An 18,049-nucleotide genomic window follows, 5' to 3' on the forward strand; every position below is an offset into this window, starting at 1 on the left:
TGGTCTTATTATCTAAGGGGCATTAGAGAGTAAGATTTGAGCGCTTTAAACTCTTTTAATAACTAACTTCTTAAATTAAGAAGGATTTGACTTTTATATTTTAATCAAAACTTATATTAATTCTCAACTTTTACAATTGCCATTTTCCCGTTATATGGCTTAGATCCTTTTGCTTCAAGTGCTTTTGTAGCCTCTTGTAAACCGTCGAATTTCTCGTAATAGATATAATACTTACTTGTTGTTACATTGTAAAAGAAATTAATATCTGTAAGTCCTGCTGCTACAGCTTTCGTTAAGAACTGATCCCTTTTCTCTACACTATTATGAACTGCAAGTATCATATAAAAACCACTTTCAGAATTTTTAATATTCTTGATAATCTGCATATTTGACTGATCTTCTCCAAAATCAAAATCACTTGCTGTTAGTGGTGTACTGCTTACTTTTGTTGTTTCCTTAATACGTTTAAGAGCGGCAACGTCCTGAGCATATCTTCCTTCATCATTTTCATAAGCTGCACGTTTAATTCTACGTTTTTTCTCAATCTCAGTTTCCGTTTTAATTCGTTCTAAATCGGCTAACAATGCTGCACCTTCCATTTCCATTTTCAATTGAGCTGCTTTTAACTGATTTATCTTTTCCAGATAAGCTTTATTTAAAGCGTCATTCTTATTAGGAACTTTTTTAAGCCTTTCGTTATATAAATTCGTCAGTTTGGCAATTTCATCTTTTTGAATTCGGCTGGCATCTGCAAGCTGTGCTTTTAAAGCTTCCAGCTGGCTGTTTTCAGCAGCAACACTCTTGAATGGTTTCGGCTCTCTATAAATTCCTTTTTCGCTTAAGTCATTCTCTTCTTTTAAGTCGTTAAGGTCTTTTTGCTTGTTTGCTACAGTTGCCTTAAATTGATCTAATAAATCATTCTGAGTTTTACTTGTACCTTCAATAGACTGAGTTAGATTTTCAATTGCTTTTGCTGTTTCATCTTTTGCCGCTGCTGCTCTTGCTGCTGCTTCTGCATCTGCTTTTGCTTTTTCTGCTGCCAATCTTGCCTGACGTTCTTCTTCTTCTTTTAATTGTCTTGTTTCTTCCTCAGCTCTTAATCTTTCCGTTGCTTCTGCATCGGCTTTTGCCTTAGCATCTGCTAATAATTTAGCTTGAGCAGCTTCCATATCAGCTTTTGCTTTTGCATCTGCTGCTAATTTTGCTTGTACAGCTTCTGCATCTGCTTTTGCTTTTGCTTCTGCTACCTGTTTAGCCTGAAGGGCTTCTGCATCTGCTTTTGCTTTTGCATCGGCTGCTAACTTAGCCTGAAGAGCTTCTGCGTCTGCTTTTGCCTTAGCATCGGCTGCTAATTTTGCTTGCAATGCTTCTGCATCGGCCTTAGCTTTTGCATCGGCTGCCTGTTTAGCCTGAAGAGCTTCTGCGTCTGCTTTTGCCTTAGCATCGGCTGCTAATTTTGCTTGAAGTGCTTCTGCATCGGCCTTAGCCTTTGCATCTGCAGCTAACTTAGCCTGACGTGCCTCATCATCTGCTTTTGCTTTTGCTTCTGCTGCTTGTCTTGCCTGAAGGGCTTCTGCATCAGCTTTTGCCTTAGCATCGGCTGCTAATTTTGCTTGCAATGCTTCTGCGTCTGCCTTAGCTTTTGCATCAGCAGCTAATTTAGCCTGACGAGCTTCTTCATCTGCTTTCGCTTTCGCTTCTGCCGCTTGTTTTGCCTGAAGAGCTTCTGCATCAGCTTTTGCCTTAGCATCGGCTGCTAATTTTGCTTGCAATGCTTCTGCGTCTGCCTTAGCTTTTGCATCAGCAGCTAATTTAGCCTGACGAGCTTCTTCATCTGCTTTCGCTTTCGCTTCTGCCGCTTGTTTTGCCTGAAGAGCTTCTGCATCAGCTTTTGCCTTAGCATCGGCCTCTAATTTCGCCTGACGAGCTTCTTCCTCTTCTCTTAATTTTTTCGCTTCTGCATCGGCTTTGGCTTTCGCTGTAGCTTCTGCATCGGCTTTCACTCTTGCATCTGCTAATAATTTAGCTTGAGCCGCTTCCATATCAGCTTTTGCTTTTGCATCGGCTGCTAATTTAGCTTGTAAAGCTTCGGCATCTGCCTTAGCTTTTGCTTCTGCAGCTAATTTAGCCTGACGAGCTTCTTCATCGGCTTTTGCTTTAGCCTCAGCCGCTTGTTTTGCCTGAAGAGCTTCAGCATCTGCTTTAGCTTTTGCATCGGCTGCTAATTTCGCTTGTAAAGCTTCTTCCTCTGCTTTTACTTTTGCTTCAGCTGCTTGTTTTATTTTCAATGCTTCTGCATCGGCCTTAGCTTTTGCATCGGCTGCTAATTTTGCTTGTAATGCTTCAGCATCTGCTTTTGCTTTAGCATCAGCTGCTAACTTAGCCTGACGTGCTTCTTCCTCTGCTTTTACTTTTGCTTCAGCTGCTTGTTTAGCCTGAAGTGCTTCTGCATCTGCCTTAGCTTTTGCATCTGCTGCTAATTTTGCTTGTAAAGCTTCAGCGTCTGCTTTGGCTTTTGCTTCAGCATCTAATTTCGCCTGAGCCTCTGCTGCCGCTTTGGCTTTTGCTTCTTCTGCTTGTTTTATTTTCAATGCTTCTGCATCAGCTTTGGCTTTTGCTTCAGCTGCAATAATTGCTTGTCTTGCTTCTGCATCCGCTTTTGCTTTCGCTTCTGCTGCTAATTTTTCTTTTAGAGCAGCCTCTTCTGCAGCTTTTGCCTTAGCATCTGCTGCCAATTTTGCTTTGTTTGCTGCATCAATTGAAGCTTTAGTTTTAGCTTCTGCAGCTGTTTTGGCTTTTGCATCAGCCGCTAATCTTGCTTGTAATGCATCTGAATCAGCTTTTGCTTTTGCGTCTGCCGCAAGAATTGATTCCATGTCAGCCGCCTCTGCTTTGGCTTTTGCATCTGCTTTACGTTTGGCTTCTGCTGCATCTGCTTTTGCTTTTGCATCAGCAACTAATTTAGCTCTTGCAGCTTCTGCATCGGCCTTAGCTTTTTCTGCCGCAGCTAAACGAGCTTGTCTTGCTGCTTCTGCATCGGCTCTTGTTTTCTCTGCCGCCGCTAGTCTTGCTTTTGTTGCTGCTTCAGCGTCTGCTTTTGCTTTTTCTGCAGCTAATTGTGCTTGTGTTCTTTGTTGAACAGATGTCGTTGTAACTGCTTTTACTTTTGCTGCATCTGCATCAGCTTTTGCTTTTGCTTCTGCTTCTAATTTTATTCTTCTTGCTTCTGCATCGGCCTTAGCTTTATCAGCTGCTAATTGTGCAGGTGTCTGCTGAGGCGCTGCTGGTGTTGCAACAGCTGCTTTCGCTTTTGCTTCTGCATCAGCCTTGGCTTTAGCTTCTGCTTCTAATTTTAATCTTCTTGCTTCAGCATCAGCTTTGGCTTTGTCTGCTGCCAATTGTGCCTGTGTTTTCTGTGTTGCTGCAACTGGCGTTGTTGTTGCTGCTTTTGCTTTAGCTGCTGCAGCCGCATCAGCTTTAGCTTTATTGTCTGCCGCTAATTTTAATCTTCTTGTTTCAGCGTCTGCTTTAGCTTTATCTGCAGCTAATTGTGCTTTTGCTTTTTGTTCAGCAACAACATTGGCACGTGCTGCTGCCGCTGCATCGGCTTTTGCTTTTGCATCTGCCGCTAATTTTATTTTAAGAGCTTCGGCATCAGCTTTAGCTTTATTGTCTGCTTCTAGTTTTGCTTTCGCAGCGGCCTCAGCATCAGCTTTAGCTTTTTCTGCGGCTGCAAGTCTTACTTGTTTTGCTTCAGCATCGGCTTTTGCTTTTGCTTCTGCTGCAAGTCTGTTCTTTTCAGCGATATCAGCTCTATTAACCTGCGTTGCTGCTGATTTTGGTTTTGCTGGCACCGGTTTTGGTCTTGACGGATCGATTATAGAACCTTCATCGTCGTCTCCGTAATAGTAATTTCTGTTTTTAAATCTGTAAGCAATTGCAAATTCATGAGAACCTCCCATATTTGTAAAATTGCCCATTCCTCTTTCATAATTGTATTCGATAGCAATGCTAGGAGAAATATTAATACCTAAACCTGCTGAAACTCCGTATAGAGTATTGTAACCTGCCTGTGCCCAGACTCCTTGTTTAAGAGCCAGCATAGCAAGCCCTGAAATAACCGTTTTATCTTTTTTAAGTTCTGTTCTAATTATTCCAGAAAATTTACTTCTGTCAAAAAAGCCATAAGTATCAATATAACCTGTATACATGGCGTGTAATTGAATCGCTCTTTCCGGATCTTCTTTTACCATTCCTGACCCAAAATTGTAAAGGATTAAATTGTTAACCGATAATCCAAAATCAAGAAATGTCGTTCCGTAATTAATACCAGGATTAACAGTAAGCAGCGTATTTGATGGATAATCTCCATTTAAAATATCTATATCGTCTGTTACAATTTTTCCTTTATCAAGTCCGCTTTGGTAAGCTCCAACGTTTAAACCAAAAGTCAAGTTACTGTCTTCTTGTAAAACGATGTTATGTGCAAAATTGACAACACCGCCAAAAACGGTCATTAATCCATAATTCTGTTGAAATAATCCTACTGCAAATGCTTCATTTTCTCTAAATCTCCCTGAGTAATTTGCCAAATAGGTCTGCGGAGCATTTTCAAACTGCACCCATTGTCTTTTATTATAAAAGCTTGCATAAGGGTTTGATTCACGTACAAAACTAAAAGTCGGGTTAATTAAATATCTATTGAACTTTAATGAATTTCTAATAGGCATTGAAAACGAAACAACTCCATTCTCATTTTTTTCCTGAGAATAGAGTAAACATGAAAAACCGCAGAATAAAGTTATGAATAGTAATATTTTCTTCATTATTTAATCACGGTTATTGATCCTTTTTTTTCACCTGTGTCGGATTTAATGACATAGTAATATACTGGATTTACATTTTTAAAATCTATTGCTGTTTGAGGCCAGTCGCCTTGATAGTTAACTACATCGAGAACCTTTTCTCCATTTGAACTGAGAATTATTACATTGGTGTTTGCATTTTTATATTCATCAGGAATATTCCAATAAGGGTTTAAACCGCTTAATTTTATAATATTTTGAATAACCGAAGATGGTTTTGATGGTCCGGTTACTTTAAAATTAAATTCTTTTGATGATACACATCCTGAAACCTGAGAAATTGTTACTTTGTAATTACCTGGTACGGCTATCAAATAAGAATTTGCATTTGCTCCAGAAATTGCATTCCCGTTTAAAAACCATTGAAAATCTGGATTAGCTGCATCTGTAGTTACAGTAACATTTAAAGTTTCTCCTTCGTTAATTGAAGTAGTTTCTGCAACATCTATGCTCGATTCAAAACCATTGCTGCTTAAATTAATACTACCTGTAGCTTTACATCCTCCAAAATCTACTTCTACAGTATACACGCCTGATTCGTTTGTAGAATAAGTACGGTTAACTGCACCCGCTATCGTTGCTCCATCTTTTTTCCAAACATAACTATTTCCAGAAGTTGCTGTTAAAATGGTTCCTGTACCATCTGAACAAAATGGGTTTCCTAAACTAGAAGTAATTGTAACTGCTGAGCCTCCGTTAGAAGGACTTACGGTAACACGATTAGAACTGAAGTTTTCATCTAAACATCCTCCGTAATCAATTTGTACATAATATACACCCTGCGAACTTGCTACCAGTGTTGTACCACTTTGTCCGACAATTAAAACATCATCTTTAAACCATTTGTATTTTAAATTTGGATAGTTTACAGGAGATGAATTCTGATCGCCAGGTGTAGGATTATCAATTGATAATGTGAAGCTTCCTCCTGCACAGTAAGATGCTGTCTCATTTCTATTATTAATATAAAATGATTCAACAAATGTTCTATAGTATACAGGAAAATTAGTTACGTTTTGTGAATTTCTAAATTTGATACTGTAAACAGGACTAGAAGTATTACTCTTTATACGAAGACTGTATGTATCTGAACCTTTTAAATTAGTTGGAACTCCAAATTTTATAGTCTGCTGCTGTAAAGCTGCGTTCTCTGTTACAGAAATCTTTGTAGTAGCGATTGGTGTTGTAAAATTTCCTGCATCATCTGAGAGTTCTACCTCAAAAGATGTACCTGCAGGAAAATCTACATAACTAAAGGTTGCATTGTATTCATTAAAGGGTTTGCCATCGACAATAAGTCCCGCGCAAATCCTAGGATAGCCCAACTGTTGTGGAACAATAGTTTGGGCATAAGAATTTGATTTAGTAAAAATGATTATACTAAATAAAATGAAAACTTTAAAAAAAGATAAAGTAGTTTTTTGAATCATATAGTACGTTTTCTTGCTAAGTCTATACGCTCAAAAAACAAGATATCAATAAATGTTTCTGAAAAGTCATATTTGTAGTTCTCAATAATATCTTTTGCAAGAATTGAGGTAGAACTAAGCAATGCATTTTCATTACATTCTATGAACTGATTATTCGTTTCAGTCGCCATAGTAAGGTTGTCCTTGGGGGTGGACAACCCTACTATAAACTGATTGGAATTATCTATTTTACTGTTATTTAAAACAGCTGAGTCATTGTTTTGATTTGCCTCGATTACCGCAGCTGATTTGCAGTCAAAACCAACAGAAACTGTAGGTTTTTCTGTTGTCAAACTTTGTGCATACAGACTTAACGAAATAGGAGAAACCAAAAAGAATATATATAAATATTTTTTTGTAGATAGAGCCATTATGTTTTGATCTTTATTTGGTCCGTACAAGACGATACATAAATTGTGTCTGGGGACTTTATTAATAAAATTTACGCGAAATAAAAATCGAAATTTATTTATCTATTGCCGCTTGAAGCTGTAATTTTTCCTAACTGTAATCTGTAGTCTGGCTTTTTAGGGTTGAACATATCAATGAATGTTTCTTTGTTGTCACTTTGTGAGTAAACATTAAAGAAAACACTGTTTCCATACCAGCTCTCTAAATCTTCATTGTTAGAATTGTATTCAGTAAAGATGTTTCCTTTACATAAGTTGAAATACATTTCCTCAAATTTGATTTTTTTAAGGTTAGCATCATTGATTTCAGTTTTGCTGTCTAATAATACTGCAGGATTAAATCCAGAGATCACACTTCTTTTCATTTCAAGAGAAGCATTTTCAGCTACGTATACAGCTTCTTTTACCAATCCTGCCTGAATATCAGCATTGATATTTTCACTGTCGTTAAGCATTGTAATGTTAGTAGCAACAACTAAAGTTTGTTTTTTAGTAAAGTCTGTTTCGCTCTTTTTCTCATAAGATTTTACTTCCATACAACGAGAACCGTCTTTTGTACTAGAGAAATAAGAAGATCTAACAGCTAATGAATTGTAGAAACGACATTGAACTCCCTGAGAGAATTTGTAATCGTCATTGATTGATTTATAAGAAACAAATTTTGTAGCATTAACATCTCCTCCTAAGAAACCAAATGAGTCACCACCAGCGTAGCTTACCATAATGTTTTCAAGGACAGTTTTGTTTCCAACACCAGCCAAAGTCAAACCGTTGAAAGTATCAACACCTTTTACTTTTTTACCAGCGAATTCGATTCTAACAAATCTTAAAATTCCAGAGTTTGAAGCAACATTGTCACCACCATAAGTAGTTAATGTTGGGTCAAGATCCATGTTGTAAGAACCTACGTTTCCAAATTTGTTAATTGGAGCATCTCCAAGAATAACAATTCCACCCCAGTCTCCAGCTTTTTTCTGGCTGCGGTTTGAAGTAAATACGATTGGATCTGTTTCTAAACCATCAGCAACAAGTTGTGCACCTTTTGTAACTACCAATGTTCCTTTAGTTTCGAAATCACCAATAATTAATGTTCCTGGTTCAATTGTTAAAACTGCATTGTTAGTAACATAAACATTACCTTGAAGTACGTAGATGTTTCTCTTAAGCAACTTTGTATTAACAGAAATGTTTCCTGCTAAAATTTGATTTGCTTCTCCATACTCTACTTTGTTAGGCTTAAATTCTGTCCAGTTGTTTAACCAGTTTGTGTAGCCCATAATTCCTTTTTCTTGTTGAGCATTCATACTCGCTACAGTCAAAAGAACGCAGATCATTTGAGTAATTTTTTTCATGATCAATGTGTATTAGGTTAATAATAAATTTGGGTATGCGTAAATACAAAAACTCCCCTCGTGTTTTCTAATAAAATTTCAGAATACAACGAGAACGAGTTGATGATGATTTCTTTCTCGAAATAACGCAGAAATTTTATGCATCTACGTAAACAATCCGAAAAAGGTTTTAAAAATATTTTTTAATTACATTTCGTTCAATTCATTGAACTCGTGTAAAGATTTTAATGTGTTTTCGTAAAATAAGATTGCTGCAATAAGGTTTCCTTTATCAGAGTAAGGCATCATTTTTCTTTGAAACTCAACTGTAGTATCTAAGAAAGTTGATGTACCAACTGCCTGAGCATCTAAAACTTTTTTGTGTTCGTTATCGTCTGGAATACCTAAGTCTGCCATCGTAACACCTGGTTTAGTAACCAAAGCAATGTAAGGGAGAGTTTTTACTAATACTTTAATTCGTTCGATGTACAATTCCAAAAGTTCTCCTTTTTGCATACCGCTCAATTCTTTTTGATCATGGTATTTACGAATAAGAGCTGTTGTACTAATAATACTTCTTGGAGCATTCTTTGCCTGAGCCGAAACAGCTGCAGTTGTCATGATTAAAAATGCACTAAATAAAATAATTTTCCCTTTCATAAATTCTTATTATATAATTGGTTGTTGATGCAAACAAAAATATAGAAATTAACTTAAATTGCAACTTTATTGATTTTTTTTTTCAAAAAAAAACCTTAAAAAAACCTTAAAAACCAGTCTTATGTCGAGAAAATGTGCGTTTTAACGGGCTTTTTGTTAAAATTGTTAAAAAGCAAAGCATAAGATATTCCCTATAAAAAAACAGCACTTTGAACTAATAAATAGCTAAAAAAAACGTACGATTGTCGTTTTAAGCAAAAAAATATTAACAAAAAAGTCTTGATATCTGCTCGCGTGAAGCAATTTATTAACAAAAGCTGGTTAACATACATCAAAAATTTTAGCAAAAATCAATCATAATCTCATAAATCAAATCCAGCCGATAATCTTTTAATCTAAAATTTTTGACTACATCATTTTCTTCTATCTTTGCTTCATGCAATTTTCTCAAATTTTAGGTCAGGATTATATCAAAAGCCACTTAATAAAAAGTGCATCTTCCGGACGAATTCCGCATGCACAATTATTCATTGGACCCGAAGGAAGCGGTACACTTTCTACTGCAATTGCCTATGCGCAGTATATTTTATGCAATAATACCGGAAACGAAAATGAAAACGGAAACGATTCTTGCAATTTAAAGTTTCAAAACCTTTCGCATCCCGATCTGCATTTTATTTACCCAACAGTTACTACCGAAGATGTAAAAACCAAACCAAAAAGTTTAGACTTTATTCAGGATTGGCGAACATTTATTCAGGAAATGCCTTACGGCGGTTTATTTGACTGGTATAAAATTCTGGGCGTTCAAAACAAACAGGGTGAAATCAGAGTCGAAGATGCACAGGAAGTTTTAAAATCGCTTTCCCTAAAGTCGTATGAAGGCGGTTATAAAATCATGATTATCTGGATGGCAGATAAAATGAATATTGCAGCTTCAAATAAACTTTTAAAGCTTCTTGAAGAACCATCAGATAAAACCATTTTTATTCTGATTTCTGAAAATGAAGAAGACATTATACAAACCATACGTTCTCGCTGTCAGGTAATTCACTTTAACGGACTTCCGGAAAAAGTTATTGCCGAAGCATTGGTTGCCAGAGAAAATATTGATTCTAATTTCGCTAAAAAAATCGCTCATCAGGCACAGGGAAATTTCAATAAAGCAATGCATTTGTTAAAAGAAGATGATACTGAATATCCTTTTGAACAGTGGTTTGTTAATTGGGTCCGCGCTGCCTTTAGAGCAAAAGGAAACGCAGCAGCAATTCAGGATTTAATTTCATGGAGCGAAGAAATTGCCGGACTTGGACGCGAAAGCCAGAAAAAGTTTATTCAGTTTTGTATCGAAATGTTCAGACAGGCACTTTTACTGAATTATCAAACGCCAAGTTTAGTTTACATAGAACCAAAAGTCGACAAATTTAAACTCGAAAATTTTGCTCCTTTTGTAAACGGGAATAATATTCACGAAATTTTCAAAGAACTTTCAGATGCCATGTATCACATTGAAAGAAACGGAAATGCAAAAATAATCCTAACCGATTTATCTATAAAACTGACTCGTTTAATTCATAAAAAATAGTCCTCAAATGAATAATGTTGCCTCAATTTTATCACTGGCATTTTTAGCCTTAACATTTTTACAATCAGGCTACGAAAAGATTTTTTACTGGAAAGATAATGTAGCCTGGCTTAAAGAACATTTTGCCAAAACGCCATTAAAAAATCAGGTTCCACTTGCTTTACTGCATTTATTAATTTTAGAATTAATTTCCGGAATTTTAAGTGTTGTCGGAGCCATACAATTACTAACGAACAGTGGTCGTGAGTATGGTTTTTATGCCGGAATTTTTTCATGTATCTGTTTATTAATGATGCTTTTCGGACAGCGATTAGCCAAAGATTACGATGGTGCGAGAACCATAGTTATATATTTCATTCCTGCCGTAATGGTAGTAAACTGGTTGAATTAATCAACCGCAATTATTTTAAATTTTCACATTAAAAAAATGAATCCAAAACATCCTTCAGAGTCCCTAACTATATTAACTGATTTAGTTTTACCGAGCGAGACTAATCCTTTAAACAATCTTTTCGGAGGCGAATTATTAGCCCGAATGGATCGTGCAGCAAGTATTGCAGCACGCAGACATTCCCGCCGAATTGTAGTTACGGCATCTGTAAATCACGTGGCTTTTAACAGGGCCATTTCGCTTGGAAGCGTAGTTACTGTCGAAGCAAAAGTTTCAAGATCCTTCAAAAGTTCTATGGAAGTTTTTATAGACGTTTGGGTAGAAGACCGCGAATCTGGAAACAGAACAAAAGCAAACGAAGCAATTTATACTTTTGTAGCTGTAGATGATACCGGAAGACCTGTCGAAGTACCGCCAATTGTACCGGAAACAGAAATTGAAATACAGCGCTTTGACGCAGCTCTGCGTCGTAAACAGTTGAGTTTACTGCTTGCCGGAAAAATAAAACCTTCTGATGCAACAGAATTAAAGGCTTTATTTTATAGTTAAATTGTGACAATTTGGAACAATCAAACTTCAAAAAAAGAAGTAATTTTACAAATTATAAGCCTGACCTTTAAAATTTAAAAGAAGCAATTTTTTTGAATTTTATCTGGAAAGAAAAATAACAATTTTAGATAATTAAGAAAAGATGAGTTCAGACAAAGAAGCCAAATTAAAAGCGTTACAATTAACGCTTGATAAACTTGACAAAACCTACGGAAAAGGAACCGTAATGAAAATGGGCGACAGAGCCATTGTGGAGGTAGAAACGATTTCTTCTGGCTCACTTGGTGTTGATTTAGCTCTTGGGGTAAATGGATATCCAAAAGGAAGAATTATTGAAATATACGGGCCGGAATCATCTGGTAAAACAACATTGACATTACACGCTATTGCCGAAGCACAAAAAGCGGGTGGAATTGCAGCGTTTATTGATGCTGAGCATGCATTTGACAGAAATTATGCTGAAAAATTAAATGTTGATATCGAGAACTTAATTATATCACAGCCAGACAATGGTGAGCAAGCTTTAGAAATTGCCGAAAACCTAATTCGTTCTGGAGCTATAGACATTGTTGTAATTGACTCTGTAGCTGCATTGACACCAAAAAGCGAGATCGAAGGTGAAATGGGAGATTCTAAAATGGGGCTTCATGCACGTTTAATGTCTCAAGCATTAAGAAAACTTACTGGAACTATCAGTAAAACAAATTGTACCGTTTTCTTTATTAACCAGCTGCGTGAAAAAATTGGTGTTATGTTCGGGAATCCTGAAACAACAACCGGAGGTAATGCATTAAAATTTTACGCTTCTGTACGTTTAGATATTCGTCGTTCTGCTCAAATTAAAGACGGTGAAAACGTAATTGGTAACAGAACTAAAGTGAAAATCGTTAAAAACAAAGTGGCACCGCCTTTTAAAACTGCTGAATTCGACATTATGTACGGAGAAGGAGTTTCTAAAACCGGTGAAATTCTTGACTTAGCGGTTGAATTTGATATCGTTAAAAAAGCAGGATCTTGGTTTAGCTATGGTGATACAAAATTAGGTCAAGGACGTGATGCTGTAAAAGCTCTAATTAAAGATAATCCAGAATTAGCTGACGAATTAGAAGAAAAAATAAAAGCTCATATGAAAGAATTAGCAAACGCTTAATCTTTTAAAATTAATACTTTACACATAAAAACCCGGACTTATAAAAGTCCGGGTTTTTTATTTTGAAAATAAAATTAGAAATCAACGCAACCTTTTTAAAACAAACTCATCTATTAAACAGACATACGATTTGTTTTTGGTATGGGCCATAAATACCAATTCGTCGTTTTTTTAGAATAAATTTGGTTGGTTGATTCAGTAAAAATCCGTTAGTATCCAAGAACTAACGGATTTTTTACTAATTATTTTAAAGAATTTTCTTCTTTCGACGCAACCTTTTTCATTTTTGACGCTCTTAATAATATGTGACATTAACTTGAGTTTAATAAACTCTTTATTATCAACCCTATAAATACTTAATCATGAAAGAGAGAATAGAAGTGTTGTTCAATAAAAACCGCAGAAAAACCAAATTAAAATTTAAAAAAGTATTACGATTCATCTCTGAAAAAATAATACACCGATAAACTTTTTGAATTATAAACGGGGGTTTTTATTCAAAAGAAAACCCGGCAATTTTTTATATTTTGCCGGGTTTGTATTTTAAATTACTCTTTTAAATCTTTCTTTTTAAATTCGAGTAAACCTTTATAAATCATTTCTCTGACTGTATCTCTAAGCTCTTTTCTGTTATCAGATGTCAGTCCGCTTGTTTCTACGAAAGGCAGAATGTTACTGCGCATTTTTCCAAGACTGCCGCTTAAAAACCTATAAGGAAAACGGTCTTTATTATCAGGAAATACAATAGGCACAATTGGAATTTGATGGTCTATGGCAAGTCTGAAAGCACCATCTTTAAACTCATCCAGCAAAATCGATTCATCATCCGGAACGCCGCCTTCAGGAAAAATACAAATACTTAAACCTTGGTTTAAACGGCTTTGAGCCCTTTTAAAAACCTCATTTTTACTTTTTGATGAATTTCTGTCAACCAAAATACAGGTTCTTTTATAGAAAAATCCAAACAAAGGAATCTTTACAAGTTCCTTTTTTCCAACAAAAACAAACGGATTTTTAATAATCGCCAGCATCAGCATAATGTCAGTCATTGATGTATGATTGGCAACGATCATATAGCTTTTTCCCTTGATCAGTTTTTGTTCTCGTTTTACTTTATAATAAAAACCCATTCCGTACAGAATGAATTTAGCCCAAATACGGGCCATTTTAAAGAAATATGGATATCCTCTCTCAGAGATGATAGAAATAAGCAGTAACGGCAGCATAATAAGTATTGGCACCGCCATTAAAACGTAAAACCAAACGCGCCATATAATCCAAAAAGCAATTTTCAATATTTTCATGGTTTCAAATGTAAGAAAACCGAAGTGAATTTTATAAAAGAATTTACATTCCAATAAACTTTGCGAACTTTGCAGTTAAATTAAAAATAAACTTTGCGAACTTTGCGGTTAAAATTAAACTTGCAATATTTGCGGTTAAGAAAAAAACTAGAATGGCAAAAATACTTACTGGTGTTCAGAGTACTGGAACGCCTCACTTAGGAAATCTATTGGGAGCTATCATCCCTGCAATTGAGTTATCGAATAATCCGGCAAACGAATCTTTTTTGTTTATTGCTGATTTACATTCGATTACACAAATCAAAGATGGTAAAACATTAAGAGAAAATACCTTTAGTGTGGCTGCTGCATGGCTTGCTTTTGGATTAGATATTGACCGTGTTACTTTTTACAGACAGTCAGATGTAGTTCAAACAGCTGAATTAACCTGGTATTTAAGCTGCTTTTTTCCGTTTCAGCGTTTAACTTTGGCACATTCTTTCAAAGACAAAGCCGATCGTTTAGACGATGTTAACGCCGGACTTTTTACTTATCCAATGTTGATGGCTGCTGATATTTTATTGTATGATGCAGAATTTGTTCCTGTTGGAAAAGATCAATTACAGCATATAGAAATTACCCGTGATGTAGCTTCAAGATTCAACCACCAAATGGGCGAAACTTTTGTACTTCCAGAAGCTAAAATTCAGGAAGACAGCAAATTGATTCCCGGAACTAATGGAGGAAAAATGAGTAAATCTGCTAATAATTACATCAACATTTTCCTGGATGATAAAGCTTTGCGCAAGCAGATTATGAGTATAGAAACGGATAGTACTCCGCTGGAAGCTCCAAAAAATCCTGATACCTGCAACGCTTTTGCTATTTATTCTTTAATGGCAGATGAGTCTCAAATTGCAGAAATGAGAGCGAATTATCTAGGCGGAAATTATGGTTACGGCCACGCAAAACAAGCTATTTTTGAATTGATTGCAGAAAAATTCAAAGCAGAAAGAGAAAGATATAATTACTATATAAACAATCTTGATGAAGTTGATGCCTTATTGAAAAAAGGTGCGGTGAAAGCTTCTGCAGTTGCTGACGGAGTCCTTCAAAGAGTTCGTGAGAAACTGGGATTTGGAAAATAAAACAAATTCAAACTGTATTTTAGACCTCTTGTTAATTCAGGAGGTTTTTTTTATATATTTTTTCGTAACTTCATATAAATTAATTCTTTATATAATTTAATAATATACAAAATGAATAAATATATTGAAGACTACGACATTCCTCCTTATCTTTTTCAGATACTAAATATTGCTTTTGGAATATTGATTATTTATATATTGTACCGATTATTTAAACATTTTAGAAACAAAAATAAATAACAGAAATTACTCGTTAAATATATAAACAACTTTCATAGTAAACTATATAGAATGTTTTTTTTTCAACTCTTCATAATTTGACTTATAGCTTCTTCCAACGGGTACAGAAAAGTTTTCAATAATGAGCTCAGTATTTCCTAAAGCATTTATTTCTTTTGAGTTTACTAAAAAAGATCTGTGAATGCGAACAAAACCAAGAGAGTTTAAATCTATTTCTAAATCACTTATTTTATACTTCACAATAAGCGGCTTTTCATTCTTTAAAACTACCTTGACATTATTTCCCTGACTTTCAATAAACAAAACAGATTTCAGGATAATTTTATATTGCAAACCATTTGACTTCAACATAAGAAAGTCATCTTTTACGTAATCAGAGTCATGTCTTAAAACGCGCTCAACAGCTTTAAAAAAACGATCAAAAGTTATGGGTTTCAAAATATAATCTACCGCTTCAAGTTCAAAACCTTCAACAGCGAAATCTCTGTATGCAGTGGTAAAAATGGTTTTTGGTTTGTTTTTTAATGATTTTAGAAAATCTATTCCGGTTAAGTCCGGCATTTGAATATCTAAAAAAATTAGATCAACAGCTTTAGACTTAGTGAGCTTATAAGCCTCTAAAGCATTTCCGGCAGTACCAACCAATCGCAGCTCTTCAATTTTAGAGATATGATTTTCTAAAAGCTTAATTGCAAGCGGTTCATCATCAACTATAATACAATCAATTTTCATTGGCCGGAATTATTATTTCTACAATAAAGCGATTATCTTTATTTTTAACTAAATAGGAACTCAGATTTCCATAAATAATTTTTAATTGTTCCTGAATTATCTTTAAACCCATACTCTTTTCATTATTAATTTCTTTAGGAACAAAAGAATTTTCAACTTTAAAAACTGTCTTTACAGCATTAGTTTCAATAAAAACTGAAATGAAAATATTTCCAGAAATACTTCCTGCGCCATGTTTAAAAGCATTTTCTACCAAAGATAAAAACAATAAAGGCGGGACAAAATTCTGATTTTTAATTTGTTCTGTAATAATAAGTTCTAGCCTTGAATCGTAACGTAATTTCTCTAATTCGATATAATCGTGAATTACCTTCAACTCATCTGAGATAGAAATTAATTTATTATGGCCTTTATATAAAATATAATCCAAAATGTTTGAAAGACGGCTTATTGATTCTGATGTTTTTTCAGAATCGATAATCGACAGCGAATAAATATTATTTAGCGTATTGAATAAAAAATGTGGATTTAATTGCGTTTTTAAGGCCTTTAATTCTAATTCTGCCTTTTCTTTGAGTATTTCTACAGAATATTGTTTTTCGTTCCTTAAATCGAACATAAATGCTACAGAAACAAAAACAAAAGAGGCTGTCGCAATTGGAATCACATAATAACAAAACAGATAATCCAAATCTGTAAAAATACTTAACAAATCGTCCTGCGGTTCATTACTAAAAAAAGGTTCGGCTATATAAATAGCAAAAACTCTGTTTGAAACTGAAAACAAATAAATACTAGTGACTAAAAAAACGACAAATTGAAAATAATGCTTTTTATAAAATAACCTTTTTATCAAAATGAAATATATAAAATTGGCACTTAAGACTTGAAAAATCAAATGGCACAAATCATACGGAATGTTCATAGAAAAAAGCGGCTGTCTGTATTCAGCATAAATTTTAGCTTCGCCGATTAAGAAAAACAAAATCCAGAAAAACAACTGAAATACAGTACTTTGCTTTGCATTATTATTTAAACTACATTTTATCATAATCCAAAAATAGACAATCAAATTCCATTTTTTATAAGTTGATGGTAAACGGCTTAAATTTAATGATGAACGACAAGAAGCGTCGTTGAAATATGAAATTAAGTTATTCATACATCAAAGTCAGCTTTCCAAATATCGTTCAAAAAACATAAGAAAGTCTGCTCTAGTTTTGCAGAAAAAAATGAACTCTCCAGCAACAGAAAAATTTCTTGGCCTTGATCATTTACGCACTTTGGCAATTGTAATGGTTTTGGTATATCATTATCGCATGTTTGCTCATCCAGAATGGGTCGACAAATATGGTCAATTTGGCTGGACTGGGGTAGATTTGTTTTTTGTTCTTAGTGGATTTCTGATTTCAAAACAGCTTTTTGAACAACTCAAACACTTAGATAAAATTTGCTTAAAAGAGTTTTATATCAAACGCTTTTTCAGAATCATTCCACCATACGCATTAACCTTAATTTTATATTTTTCCTTTCCTCTTTTTAGAGAAAGAGAAGCTTTGCCTTCATTTTGGAAATTTATCACTTTTACTCAAAACATTGAACTTGACCTGCTCCACTTTGGAACCTTTTCTCATGCGTGGTCATTATGTATTGAAGAACAGTTTTATCTTCTTTTTCCATTGTTTCTAATGTTATTTGTAAAATTCCAGAAGCTACATACAATAAAATATTTTCTGTTTTCTCTATTGTCCTTAACTATTCTTTTGAGAATAATTTCATGGCAGCTATTCATAGTTCCTAATCAAAATACGGATAATACATGGAGAATTTGGTACATGAAAATTTATTATCCAACCTACACAAGATTAGAGGGTTTAGTAACAGGAATTGGTATCGCATATTTTTATGAATATTCCAGCTGTTTTAAAAAATTCATTAATTCAAATGGCAGTCTATTATTTTTTATCCGGATTAGTAGTTGTTGGATTTTCGTTTTGGATTTGTTCAAATCAAACTTCACAATCAGCTTCTATAATTGGATTTACATTAGTTTCAATTGGCTTTGGATTAATTGTAATGTCGGCTGTTTCAAAATCTTGTTTTTTATATCATTCAAAATCTATTTTATCTGCTCGGCTGGCATCACTTTCTTTTTCTATTTATCTCACGCACAAAGGAATTATACACTTAACACAAATGGCATTAGAAAAATTAAATATTGAAAAAGACGGGCAAG

14 protein-coding genes are annotated in these 18,049 nt (G+C 34.6%); 6 read left to right on the top strand and 8 right to left on the bottom strand.

Features of this window, described 5'->3' with window-relative positions; translation table 11 throughout:
* Positions 1–116: 116 nt before the first annotated feature.
* From PQ462_RS23805 to PQ462_RS23825, 5 genes are all read right to left on the bottom strand, one after another.
* Positions 117–4,826 carry a PorP/SprF family type IX secretion system membrane protein gene (locus tag PQ462_RS23805; protein ID WP_274251869.1) on the bottom strand — a complete coding sequence of 1,570 codons (4,710 nt, stop codon included), beginning with the start codon at positions 4,824–4,826 and terminating at the stop codon, positions 117–119.
* Positions 4,826–6,295, bottom strand: a complete 1,470-nt coding sequence (sprC, locus tag PQ462_RS23810; RefSeq protein ID WP_274251870.1) for a gliding motility protein SprC — start codon at positions 6,293–6,295, stop codon at positions 4,826–4,828. Before sprC ends, PQ462_RS23805 begins: the two co-directional genes overlap by 1 nt.
* Positions 6,292–6,705 (bottom strand): hypothetical protein, encoded by a 414-nt coding sequence (locus PQ462_RS23815; protein WP_274251871.1) that lies wholly within the window; start codon positions 6,703–6,705, stop codon positions 6,292–6,294. Before PQ462_RS23815 ends, sprC begins: the two co-directional genes overlap by 4 nt.
* A 98-nt stretch (positions 6,706–6,803) precedes the next feature.
* On the bottom strand, positions 6,804–8,096 hold the full coding sequence (locus PQ462_RS23820; protein ID WP_274251872.1) for a hypothetical protein: 1,293 nt from the start codon (positions 8,094–8,096) through the stop codon (positions 6,804–6,806).
* Positions 8,097–8,282: 186 nt separating this feature from the next.
* The gene (locus PQ462_RS23825) at positions 8,283–8,735 is read right to left on the bottom strand and encodes a hypothetical protein (protein WP_012023070.1); all 453 of its coding nucleotides are present in this window, start codon (positions 8,733–8,735) and stop codon (positions 8,283–8,285) included.
* Between the two features lie 436 nt (positions 8,736–9,171).
* Here PQ462_RS23825 and PQ462_RS23830 point away from each other — a divergent pair, with 436 nt between their 5' ends.
* The 4 genes from PQ462_RS23830 (at position 9,172) to recA (ending at position 12,410) form a co-directional block, all read left to right on the top strand.
* A complete protein-coding gene (locus tag PQ462_RS23830) occupies positions 9,172–10,320 on the top strand; it encodes a DNA polymerase III subunit (RefSeq protein ID WP_274251873.1) in 1,149 nt (382 codons plus the stop codon).
* A 7-nt stretch (positions 10,321–10,327) separates the two neighbouring features.
* Positions 10,328–10,711, top strand: coding sequence for a hypothetical protein (locus PQ462_RS23835; protein ID WP_012023072.1), 384 nt, complete (start codon positions 10,328–10,330; stop codon positions 10,709–10,711).
* Positions 10,712–10,747: 36 nt separating this feature from the next.
* The gene (locus PQ462_RS23840) at positions 10,748–11,260 is read left to right on the top strand and encodes an acyl-CoA thioesterase (protein WP_274251874.1); all 513 of its coding nucleotides are present in this window, start codon (positions 10,748–10,750) and stop codon (positions 11,258–11,260) included.
* Between the two features lie 142 nt (positions 11,261–11,402).
* Positions 11,403–12,410: a recombinase RecA gene (gene recA, locus PQ462_RS23845; protein ID WP_012023074.1), complete on the top strand. Its 1,008-nt coding sequence runs from the start codon at positions 11,403–11,405 to the stop codon at positions 12,408–12,410.
* Positions 12,411–12,958: 548 nt separating this feature from the next.
* Here the strand turns inward: recA and PQ462_RS23850 are convergent.
* Positions 12,959–13,714 (bottom strand): lysophospholipid acyltransferase family protein, encoded by a 756-nt coding sequence (locus PQ462_RS23850; RefSeq protein ID WP_274251875.1) that lies wholly within the window; start codon positions 13,712–13,714, stop codon positions 12,959–12,961.
* 152 nt (positions 13,715–13,866) lie between these two features.
* Here PQ462_RS23850 and trpS point away from each other — a divergent pair, with 152 nt between their 5' ends.
* A complete protein-coding gene (gene trpS / locus PQ462_RS23855) occupies positions 13,867–14,841 on the top strand; it encodes a tryptophan--tRNA ligase (protein ID WP_274251876.1) in 975 nt (324 codons plus the stop codon).
* 282 nt (positions 14,842–15,123) lie between these two features.
* Here the strand turns inward: trpS and PQ462_RS23860 are convergent, their stop codons facing one another.
* Positions 15,124–15,813 (bottom strand): LytR/AlgR family response regulator transcription factor, encoded by a 690-nt coding sequence (locus tag PQ462_RS23860; RefSeq protein ID WP_274251877.1) that lies wholly within the window; start codon positions 15,811–15,813, stop codon positions 15,124–15,126.
* Positions 15,803–16,975 (bottom strand): sensor histidine kinase, encoded by a 1,173-nt coding sequence (locus PQ462_RS23865; protein ID WP_274251878.1) that lies wholly within the window; start codon positions 16,973–16,975, stop codon positions 15,803–15,805. Before PQ462_RS23865 ends, PQ462_RS23860 begins: the two co-directional genes overlap by 11 nt.
* A gap of 70 nt (positions 16,976–17,045) precedes the next feature.
* Between PQ462_RS23865 and PQ462_RS23870 the strand changes: the two genes are divergently transcribed.
* Entirely contained in the window at positions 17,046–18,035 is a 990-nt protein-coding gene (locus tag PQ462_RS23870; protein WP_274251879.1) for an acyltransferase family protein, read from the top strand.
* Positions 18,036–18,049: the final 14 nt, after the last annotated feature.

It is taken from the genome of Flavobacterium sp. KACC 22758, from assembly GCF_028736135.1.
Lineage (GTDB): Bacteria > Bacteroidota > Bacteroidia > Flavobacteriales > Flavobacteriaceae > Flavobacterium > Flavobacterium johnsoniae.

What these genes read in the sequence shown, in the direction of transcription:
- PQ462_RS23805 (WP_274251869.1), bottom strand. Translation starts at nt 4,826, where the DNA reads ATGAAGAAAATATTACTATTCATAACTTTATTCTGCGGTTTTTCATGT.
- sprC (WP_274251870.1), bottom strand. Translation starts at nt 6,295, where the DNA reads ATGATTCAAAAAACTACTTTATCTTTTTTTAAAGTTTTCATTTTATTT.
- PQ462_RS23815 (WP_274251871.1), bottom strand. Translation starts at nt 6,705, where the DNA reads ATGGCTCTATCTACAAAAAAATATTTATATATATTCTTTTTGGTTTCT.
- PQ462_RS23820 (WP_274251872.1), bottom strand. Translation starts at nt 8,096, where the DNA reads ATGAAAAAAATTACTCAAATGATCTGCGTTCTTTTGACTGTAGCGAGT.
- PQ462_RS23825 (WP_012023070.1), bottom strand. Translation starts at nt 8,735, where the DNA reads ATGAAAGGGAAAATTATTTTATTTAGTGCATTTTTAATCATGACAACT.
- PQ462_RS23830 (WP_274251873.1), top strand. Translation starts at nt 9,172, where the DNA reads ATGCAATTTTCTCAAATTTTAGGTCAGGATTATATCAAAAGCCACTTA.
- PQ462_RS23835 (WP_012023072.1), top strand. Translation starts at nt 10,328, where the DNA reads ATGAATAATGTTGCCTCAATTTTATCACTGGCATTTTTAGCCTTAACA.
- PQ462_RS23840 (WP_274251874.1), top strand. Translation starts at nt 10,748, where the DNA reads ATGAATCCAAAACATCCTTCAGAGTCCCTAACTATATTAACTGATTTA.
- recA (WP_012023074.1), top strand. Translation starts at nt 11,403, where the DNA reads ATGAGTTCAGACAAAGAAGCCAAATTAAAAGCGTTACAATTAACGCTT.
- PQ462_RS23850 (WP_274251875.1), bottom strand. Translation starts at nt 13,714, where the DNA reads ATGAAAATATTGAAAATTGCTTTTTGGATTATATGGCGCGTTTGGTTT.
- trpS (WP_274251876.1), top strand. Translation starts at nt 13,867, where the DNA reads ATGGCAAAAATACTTACTGGTGTTCAGAGTACTGGAACGCCTCACTTA.
- PQ462_RS23860 (WP_274251877.1), bottom strand. Translation starts at nt 15,813, where the DNA reads ATGAAAATTGATTGTATTATAGTTGATGATGAACCGCTTGCAATTAAG.
- PQ462_RS23865 (WP_274251878.1), bottom strand. Translation starts at nt 16,975, where the DNA reads ATGAATAACTTAATTTCATATTTCAACGACGCTTCTTGTCGTTCATCA.
- PQ462_RS23870 (WP_274251879.1), top strand. Translation starts at nt 17,046, where the DNA reads ATGAACTCTCCAGCAACAGAAAAATTTCTTGGCCTTGATCATTTACGC.